The sequence below is a fragment of the Xanthomonas cucurbitae genome, from assembly GCF_002939885.1.
GTDB classification, from domain to species: Bacteria; Pseudomonadota; Gammaproteobacteria; order Xanthomonadales; family Xanthomonadaceae; genus Xanthomonas; species Xanthomonas cucurbitae.
On record NZ_MDED01000166.1, the window covers coordinates 1 to 285 of the forward strand.

General features: G+C 55.1%; 1 protein-coding gene. It reads left to right on the forward strand.

Going from position 1 to position 285, the window contains the following annotated elements; genetic code table 11:
- Positions 1–285: hypothetical protein (locus XcuCFBP2542_RS19910; protein ID WP_146090401.1), on the forward strand; the 285-nt coding region annotated here is incomplete at both ends.

Consider the following 285-nt stretch of genomic DNA (forward strand, 5'->3'; position numbering starts at 1 on the left):
GCGACGGCGCTGATGCGCTGCAAGCCTTGCCCAGAGCGAGTTTTGCGCATGGCAAGCAACTTTCTTGGCTGAGGGATGGGGCTAATCAGGAGGGGATTTGGTCAACAGATGTCATCGCCGCGATGGTTGAGATGGGCGAAGACGTTAGAGTCATTAATGGAAGTGAGGCAGCGAAATTCTTGGAGTCAAAAGATTTCTGGCTCATCGCGGATTCGTGTGGGTGCCTTGAGGCCCCTGAATCTGCGTTGAGCCTTGGAAACAGGCCCTTTCCACCGTCCCAGAAGG